General features: G+C 47.7%; 10 protein-coding genes and 1 pseudogene. All 11 read right to left on the reverse strand.

The window, feature by feature from the left end:
• Positions 1 to 62: 62 nt before the first annotated feature.
• Complete coding sequence (locus A9970_RS01100; RefSeq protein WP_095439117.1) at positions 63 to 509, reverse strand: DUF3872 domain-containing protein; 447 nt, start codon at positions 507 to 509, stop codon at positions 63 to 65.
• A gap of 11 nt (positions 510 to 520) precedes the next feature.
• Positions 521 to 1,078 carry a conjugal transfer protein TraO gene (locus tag A9970_RS01105; protein WP_105574404.1) on the reverse strand — a complete coding sequence of 186 codons (558 nt, stop codon included), beginning with the start codon at positions 1,076 to 1,078 and terminating at the stop codon, positions 521 to 523.
• A gap of 17 nt (positions 1,079 to 1,095) precedes the next feature.
• Entirely contained in the window at positions 1,096 to 1,995 is a 900-nt protein-coding gene (traN, locus tag A9970_RS01110) for a conjugative transposon protein TraN (RefSeq protein ID WP_095439191.1), read from the reverse strand.
• 26 nt (positions 1,996 to 2,021) lie between these two features.
• A complete protein-coding gene (gene traM / locus A9970_RS01115; protein ID WP_095439118.1) occupies positions 2,022 to 3,353 on the reverse strand; it encodes a conjugative transposon protein TraM in 1,332 nt (443 codons plus the stop codon).
• Positions 3,343 to 3,627, reverse strand: a complete 285-nt coding sequence (locus A9970_RS01120) for a nitrogen regulatory IIA protein (RefSeq protein WP_095439119.1) — start codon at positions 3,625 to 3,627, stop codon at positions 3,343 to 3,345. The genes traM and A9970_RS01120 overlap by 11 nt, the downstream gene beginning before the upstream one ends.
• Before the next feature lie 19 nt (positions 3,628 to 3,646).
• Complete coding sequence (locus tag A9970_RS01125) at positions 3,647 to 4,075, reverse strand: hypothetical protein (protein WP_095439120.1); 429 nt, start codon at positions 4,073 to 4,075, stop codon at positions 3,647 to 3,649.
• Between the two features lie 13 nt (positions 4,076 to 4,088).
• A complete protein-coding gene (traK, locus tag A9970_RS01130) occupies positions 4,089 to 4,712 on the reverse strand; it encodes a conjugative transposon protein TraK (RefSeq protein WP_095439121.1) in 624 nt (207 codons plus the stop codon).
• A 15-nt stretch (positions 4,713 to 4,727) separates the two neighbouring features.
• The gene (gene traJ / locus A9970_RS01135) at positions 4,728 to 5,723 is read right to left on the reverse strand and encodes a conjugative transposon protein TraJ (protein WP_095439122.1); all 996 of its coding nucleotides are present in this window, start codon (positions 5,721 to 5,723) and stop codon (positions 4,728 to 4,730) included.
• 2 nt (positions 5,724 to 5,725) lie between these two features.
• Positions 5,726 to 6,358, reverse strand: coding sequence for a DUF4141 domain-containing protein (locus A9970_RS01140; RefSeq protein ID WP_095439123.1), 633 nt, complete (start codon positions 6,356 to 6,358; stop codon positions 5,726 to 5,728).
• Entirely contained in the window at positions 6,355 to 6,606 is a 252-nt protein-coding gene (locus tag A9970_RS01145) for a hypothetical protein (protein ID WP_182981018.1), read from the reverse strand. The genes A9970_RS01140 and A9970_RS01145 overlap by 4 nt, the downstream gene beginning before the upstream one ends.
• An 8-nt stretch (positions 6,607 to 6,614) precedes the next feature.
• A pseudogene (locus A9970_RS28405) lies at positions 6,615 to 6,836 on the reverse strand (group II intron reverse transcriptase/maturase); the annotation flags it as partial.

Raw genomic sequence — 6,836 nt, forward strand, 5'->3', positions numbered from 1 at the left:
CAGATAACGACCTAAGTACAACCATAAAAAAAGCCTGCTACTAAGAACAGGCTTTTGATTGCTTAATCGGTATTGTTAAACTGGAAACTGACTTGCTTTTCATTCCCGAAATTATCGCTTATCCATATATCAAAGGACTGTGATACGGTGGACTGCGAAGTATAATACAGCCTAAACTGTTTCGCTGGCAGCGCATACATATCGTTGGGATTGTATGGCGGTTCATCATAATAGCGCAACGTCCCTTTTCCGTCAAACTGGAAATAGCGGATGTGGTAACCGGCATCGCTGAAATTGCCGCTTTGCTCAATAGTCATTCGTATCTCAACGGTTTGCCCATTGCTTACGTCTTTCGGAACGGGCATGACGTTAACTTCAAACGGGAAGTTCTGCTGTATGTCCAGTTCCTCTTTCTCACAAGCTGTAAATGTCACTGCACAGAACAACATCGCCAAGAGCATAAACGCTCCCTGCAAATGCAGCCTGTATTTTGTTATCAATGCTTTCATCATTTCTAATTTTAAAAGTTAAACCTTAGCCCAACCCCTGCCGATGGGCGGAACTGTTTCAAATCTGTACCCCATAATACTTTGGTGCGACCTTGCAGGAGCAGCACAAACCTATCTGACAGATAGGTTTCAAACGATAGTCGCCCTGCTGTCCCGTACACAAAATTGTCGCCGTCCAATAGCTTGGAACCGTCATACAGTACAGTATTGCCACGGTTGATGCTTTCGTATCCTGCCACGGCGGTAAGCCCAGCATTGAGCGTAACGGTCTTTCTTGCATCGCTGAGTAGCTGAAGACTGTAGCCGACTTCGCCCGTGTAGTCTTCCAGCGGTATCTGTACAGTCCTGTAATCCGCAAGCTGGTGGCTATATTCTGCGCCCCATATCCAGTAACCGCCGTGCTGCCCGTTTACTGTAAGGGTCAGGTTCAGATAATAATTGTCGCTTATTTCTCCCCCCAGCATACCTGCGTTTATTTCCAGCCCTTTCTGCTTCGGCATCAATCGTTGTGCCTGTGTCGCCGTAATGCTCAACATAGCGAGCATTACGGCAAAGATGTATTTCGTCATCGTTCTTTCTTTTTGGGTTAATTAATCTTTAGGTGCATATCGCCTATGGACTTGGCGTGTACGAGGTCGGAGTTTTCCACCTGCAACAACTGCTGTCTGCCACCGTTCTTTTCAAAGATTTCGATAATCAAAACCTTGTCATCCGTTATGGTAAACTGGTCGAGCAGGAATACGTTCTGGTCGCTGCTGTTTCCGGCAACTTCCGTGAGCGGTTTGTACATACGGAGTGGGGTCATTGCCTTTTCCTGCACCACGGTACGTTTTGCTACTTTTTTGTCCACTACTTTGAAATTCACAAAGTCGATGTTGAACGGTACGTTGCTTCTGTTTCTTAATTCCGTATGGAAATAGAATTTACCGTTATGCACGTAGATACCTTTCAGCAGGAACTGGATACCGTAGCTTTTGGAAGCGATATGCTTCACAATCCTTTTGTCCTTTTTGTAAATGGTTTCCAATAGCAAGCCTGCCAGTGACGGGCGGTTATTGCCCAATTCCTCAAACAGCACATCGTTGCCGTTTTCCCTGTCCGTTTGGTTCTGCATGGTTAGCAGGTCGTAATTGAGGCTTTCGGGATAGGCACTGTAATAGACGTTGAAATTGTAGAAGCGACCATCGTCCGTTATCACGGAAAAATTGGTTTCTTCGTCAAAATCCCTTACGCTTGCCTTTACACGCAGGACGTTTTCGGCATCTTCCGCCTTACCTGCAATCAGGTATTCACTGCCCAAATCCACGTAACGGATAGCTGCCGGAAATATCAAATGCGAGGTTTTGTTGTAGGTTACCTGCATCTGGTAGGGCTGCACTTTGCCCATACTCAATTTGCTGGTGGTAGATGCCACCTGTGCGTTGGTGCTGGCATGGATTGCAACCATACAGACCATTGCCAAAAGACTTTTCAATATTGTTTTCATCTTATTTTCTAATTTTTTGTTGAACATTAATTTTTTGAAACGAGGAAGACCTGATGACCGGCTTTCACGGTCACTTTCGGGGTCTTAACTTTTTTGGAGAAATAGCCCGATATACCCTGTACCACGCCACGGGACAGGTCGCCTGCCGCCTGCTGTCCTGCCGAACGGGTCATCATGATGGATGTGCCGGAGGTTTGGCTCATGTTGGAAGCGATTTCCGTCAAGGCGTTCATTTCGGGCGAATATGGTACATATAAACCTTGTTGTCCGTCCAAATCGTACACGGTAATATCCACGGGGATGATGTTGCCCTCAAATTCGATGGAGGTTATTTTTAGCTGTAACCTGCCAGTGGCAAACTTGGCGTTTGCCGTCAGCACCGTTCCTGCGGGAATGGTATGGTTGGGCGTTTTTGCCGTTTCCAGCAAACGCAGGCGTACACCGCTTTCATCCGTCAACGTTTGGGTTTCCAGTACCGTTGCCTTGATGCTGTTTTTGGGCTGTACTACCTGCTGGGAAACACCTGCCGTATAAAATCCACGGTTACGGGTTTCGTTCCAGCTTGCCAAAAATGCACTGTCGGTGGGTTCACGGTACAGGGCTGATACGGCGTTTGTCCTAACGGGCGTAAACGCCACAAAATGTTCCTTGTCCGTGCTGCTGCTTTTTATGGGAGCGGCACCATCCACTTGTGCCGTTTGGGGCGCAGGCGTATTAGACGGTAAATACTTCGCTGCCATTTCGTAGGATTTTTCCATCAAAGCAAGCTGGTCGTCCACCGTGGCCACCTGTGGCACGTCCTTTTCCTCCAGCTTTTCTTTGAGTTCGTCCACCTGCCTGCGGAGTTCCAAGGTCTGCTCATCGTTGTTGTCGTAGAAGGAACCCAGCGTACTTTGGGCATTTCGGTAGCTGTTGAGAGCTGCATTTCCGCCCCTGCGTGTACCGCCACCGTAAGCAGATCCGTCATCGGTTCCCTCATCCGGAAAACTTGCTTCCTGGTCGGCGGTACTGTCCTCGCTCCAATAGTCGGAAAGCGAGGTAAGCGCATTGCGCTCTTTCTGCATTTTCTGTTCCAGCATCTCCTGCTCGTACGCTTTCTCCTTGTCAGCCTGTAAGCCTGCATCGGTTGCCTGCGGTACGGCATCGTTCAGCCCAATATCCGCTGCCTTTTCCTTGTCGGAGGATGGCTTGAAGATTAAATACATACATCCAAGGAATACCACTGCCATCAACACGAAAATGATGGGCTTTTTCAGCTTTTCGGCTTTGCCCTGCGCACCGTCCAGCGGTGCTTCCGCTCCGGTGTGCTGCTCGCCATCGACCAGCACACTCACTCTTTTGTTTTCGTTATCTTTCATATAACTTATTTTTTAAAATGGTTTCTATACTATCCAGCGGCGGAGCCGAGGATTTATCCTTTTTGATAATCGGATTTTCGATATGCTCAATCATGATTTTGTTGTCCTGTTGGGCAACATCGTAACACACTTTGAGCATCACCGCAACCGATAGCAGCAGATAGCCTGCAAAGAAAAGCAGCGTGTAACGGCGTTGCTTTCCTACAGGCAGAGCCTTCCACCGCTCATCGAGCCGCTCGAACCAGTTATCAATCTTTGTCCTTAAATTTTTCATGTCCTGACTATTTCGGTGTTTAGTGTCTGAAACGTCTGTTGGAGCGGACTGCCTGTTGCTTTGGGGCTTCGCTTACCATAGCGATTGCTTCCGTAGCTTTGGGAACAGTAACCACGGACAGATTTGTCAGCGTGGACTGTTTGAGCAATTGACCGAAGTGGTCTTTCCTCGCAATCTCCATGCGGTCGAGGAAAAATTTTCCGTTCAGGTTCTTGACCCACATACTGCATTCCACATGGGGTTTGTCTTCGCCAGACCATTGCAAATAGCCCGTTAGCAGCAGTTCCGGCTTGGCTGCGCTTTCCATTCCCTTTCGGCAGGCTTCGAGATAGTCGCCGATGCTGTCTTTCAGTTTTCCGGCATACGCTCCCTGCGTATGGAAATAGCCGTTATATCCTTTTTCGGTAAGGATTTTGGCAAATGCGTTTAAATCTGATAATGCTTCCATAAAAATTGATTTTTTAGCGTTCGATGACTTCCATGTCCTTGTTTTCCAGTACCGCAAATTTTTCGATATTAAAGCCCTGCGGATTGTTGTCTGAGCGGACGGAGTTCACGAGATAGCATGAGGTCACAAGGCTTCTCCGTGTAACGTTGCTCGAACGGATGATAAATTGTTTGGCGTAGGTACGCACCGCATAGGGATAGTTGTCGAAATTGCACACGACACTATCCACCTCGATGCGCTGCTGCACGTTGCCTGAAATGATACGGTTGTAATAGCCTTTTTCAGAAAGGTCTTTGTAATAGTTAAAAGCCGATTTGTCGGCAAGGTTGAACGCCCGTTTCATGTTGCTTTCGATAGCACCTTTGTCCGGTGCGAGCGTAAAGAACAGTTCGTGGAAACGCCTTACGTGTTCCCTTGCTTCCACGGGACGGTTGATGCTCGCATCCTGCGAAAGAGCCAACATCAACGATTTTCCGTTGTCCAGTACATAGACCTTTTGGCGTTGCAGTTCTGCAAAATGGTAGGATTGCCAAAGGGCATATCCCACCACTGAGATGCAGAGAATGGCAAACACAATAGCATACAGTCTTATCTGTCTAAAACTGTTTTCGATGTTTCTTAATGTTTTAAATTCCATTTTTAATGTGATTAATTATTTGTTCAATAACCTGCCGCCGATATTGCCTGCAACCGAACCGGCTCCAGCTCCGGCAAGGTTTCCACTCTTGGTGGCTGTCTGATTTACGTTGCGCATAAAGTTTCCTGCTCCGCCAGCCTGAATTACCCAGCCTGCCACCGTTGGTATCGTGAAATATCCCACAATGCCAATCAACATGAATATGATGTACACGGTGTTGGAGGTGTCGGGGATGTAGTTGGGGTCGGAAAGCATGGATATGTCCCGTTCGAGTATGAGCGACTGGATTTTTGCCAATATGGAACTGAACATATCGGATATGGGCAGCCACAGGTACACACTGATGTATCGGGTAAGCCATTGCGTCAGCGTGGACTGAAAACCGTCCCACACGCTGATCGCAAAGGCTATCGGCCCGAGAATACTTAGGACGATCAAAAAGAACGTCCGTATCGTGTCGATGACCAATGCTGCTGCTTGGAACAGCACTTCCAACAGATTGCGAAACCAATCTTTAATGGCTTTTTCCATTTTGTAGGCTTGGCGGTCAAGGTACATTCCCGACATGGTAGCGAGGTCGCTTGGCGACCAACCCAATTCGTCCAGCTTCTTGTCAAATTCCTCATCGCTTACGAGGTAAGCCGTTTCGGGATTGCGGAGCATCGCCTCCCGTTCCAGCAGGTCTTTCTGTTCCTGCAACTTGTTGAGGTCAAGCACTTGTGTTTCCAACATCCCGTGGGTTCCTTTTACCACAGGCGACATGACCGCATTGATAGTCCCCAATACCATTGTCGGGAAAAACATGATGCAAAGCCCGATGGCAAAAGGGCGCAGCAGCGGAAAAACGTCTATCGGCTCGGCACGGCTCAACGCCTGCCATACCTTTAGGGCAACGTAGAAAAGTGCGCCCAGTCCGGCGATGCCTTTGGCGACCGCAGCCATGTCTGCGGTCAAAGGCATCATCTCGTCATACAGGCTGCGCAGCATTTCGTGAAGATTGTTCCATTCCATAACTACCAGTATTTTTGTTCAGAAGTTCCGTAGAGGTCAAGCACCCTTTTGGTGTTGTTCTGCTTTTTTGCTCGCAGGATGCTCACGGAAATATTCTTGTTGGTGTAATAGCGTACAAGGCTGTGGTATTCCTTAACCTCCTTGTACACCTTGTCGATAATGTCCATCCGTTCCTTATCGTTCAGCGAAAGGTCGGTTGCCGAAATAATCTGTTTGAGTTCTTTCAGCAATTCAGTGCTTTCATTGAGCAAGGTGGAATAGCCGTTGGAAATCGCCGTCAGTTCCTGTGGCGTGAAATTGGGGTCGTTCATCATCTTGCCGAAATTGTTCACGTACATTTCCGATACATCGCCCACCAGAAGTACGGTCTGCTGTACCTTACGGGCATCTTTCACAAGGTTGGTCACGGCTTTGAGTTTGTCGTAATATTCCTTGCCTTGGTCATAGACCTTTTTTACTTCGTTGAAGTTCTTGATAACGTTGCTCACGGTGGAGGACGTTTGGATTATCTCGTTGGCGGAGTTGATGATACCCGAAGCCAGATTTGCTGGGTCGGTTACTACGAACTGCGCCTTAGCGGAGGGTGCTACGGCGAGCATAAATGCCGTACACACCAGTAACATGATTTTTTTCATTGTTTCTGAAATTTTAATTGATTAATAATTGTCTGTTTTTTCTCGTCTTTGCTGGGCAATGCGCTTGATAGCCTGCTCCACGTTGCCGTCCAGCTCATGGGCAAGCTGCATGACTTCCATCTTTTCGGTTTCCTCGGTAGTATAGGCGTAGGATAAGAACCCGGCGCCTTGCCATATTGACTATGGTAGGTTTCCAAGAACTCTCCCCCGAACCGTACGTACCTGTCTCCAGGTATACGGCTCTCCATCAATTTATTCAGTCTAACTTGCCTGCGTGTATCTTATCGTGGCATTTTGAGCATAATGCCAAGGTTTTTCTTCTCCTTGCACTCATTCGTTTTTCCCAGTCTTGCTTACCTTTCAGGTCTTTCAATTTGCGTATATGGTGCATTTCCAATTTCTCGTTGGCACCGCATAATTCGCATTTCTGGTTTTGCAACCTTGTTATAAGGCTGTTTCTTCCTCCTGTAATGGTAAC

Source organism: Sphingobacterium sp. UME9, assembly GCF_014170215.1.
Taxonomy (GTDB): domain Bacteria; phylum Bacteroidota; class Bacteroidia; order Sphingobacteriales; family Sphingobacteriaceae; genus Sphingobacterium; species Sphingobacterium paramultivorum.

Excerpts from the sequence above, each read along its gene's own strand:
- A9970_RS01100 (WP_095439117.1), bottom strand. The coding sequence starts at position 509 with ATGAAAGCATTGATAACAAAATACAGGCTGCATTTGCAGGGAGCGTTT.
- A9970_RS01105 (WP_105574404.1), bottom strand. The coding sequence starts at position 1,078 with ATGACGAAATACATCTTTGCCGTAATGCTCGCTATGTTGAGCATTACG.
- traN (WP_095439191.1), bottom strand. The coding sequence starts at position 1,995 with ATGAAAACAATATTGAAAAGTCTTTTGGCAATGGTCTGTATGGTTGCA.
- traM (WP_095439118.1), bottom strand. The coding sequence starts at position 3,353 with ATGAAAGATAACGAAAACAAAAGAGTGAGTGTGCTGGTCGATGGCGAG.
- A9970_RS01120 (WP_095439119.1), bottom strand. The coding sequence starts at position 3,627 with ATGAAAAATTTAAGGACAAAGATTGATAACTGGTTCGAGCGGCTCGAT.
- A9970_RS01125 (WP_095439120.1), bottom strand. The coding sequence starts at position 4,075 with ATGGAAGCATTATCAGATTTAAACGCATTTGCCAAAATCCTTACCGAA.
- traK (WP_095439121.1), bottom strand. The coding sequence starts at position 4,712 with ATGGAATTTAAAACATTAAGAAACATCGAAAACAGTTTTAGACAGATA.
- traJ (WP_095439122.1), bottom strand. The coding sequence starts at position 5,723 with ATGGAATGGAACAATCTTCACGAAATGCTGCGCAGCCTGTATGACGAG.
- A9970_RS01140 (WP_095439123.1), bottom strand. The coding sequence starts at position 6,358 with ATGAAAAAAATCATGTTACTGGTGTGTACGGCATTTATGCTCGCCGTA.
- A9970_RS01145 (WP_182981018.1), bottom strand. The coding sequence starts at position 6,606 with ATGGAGAGCCGTATACCTGGAGACAGGTACGTACGGTTCGGGGGAGAG.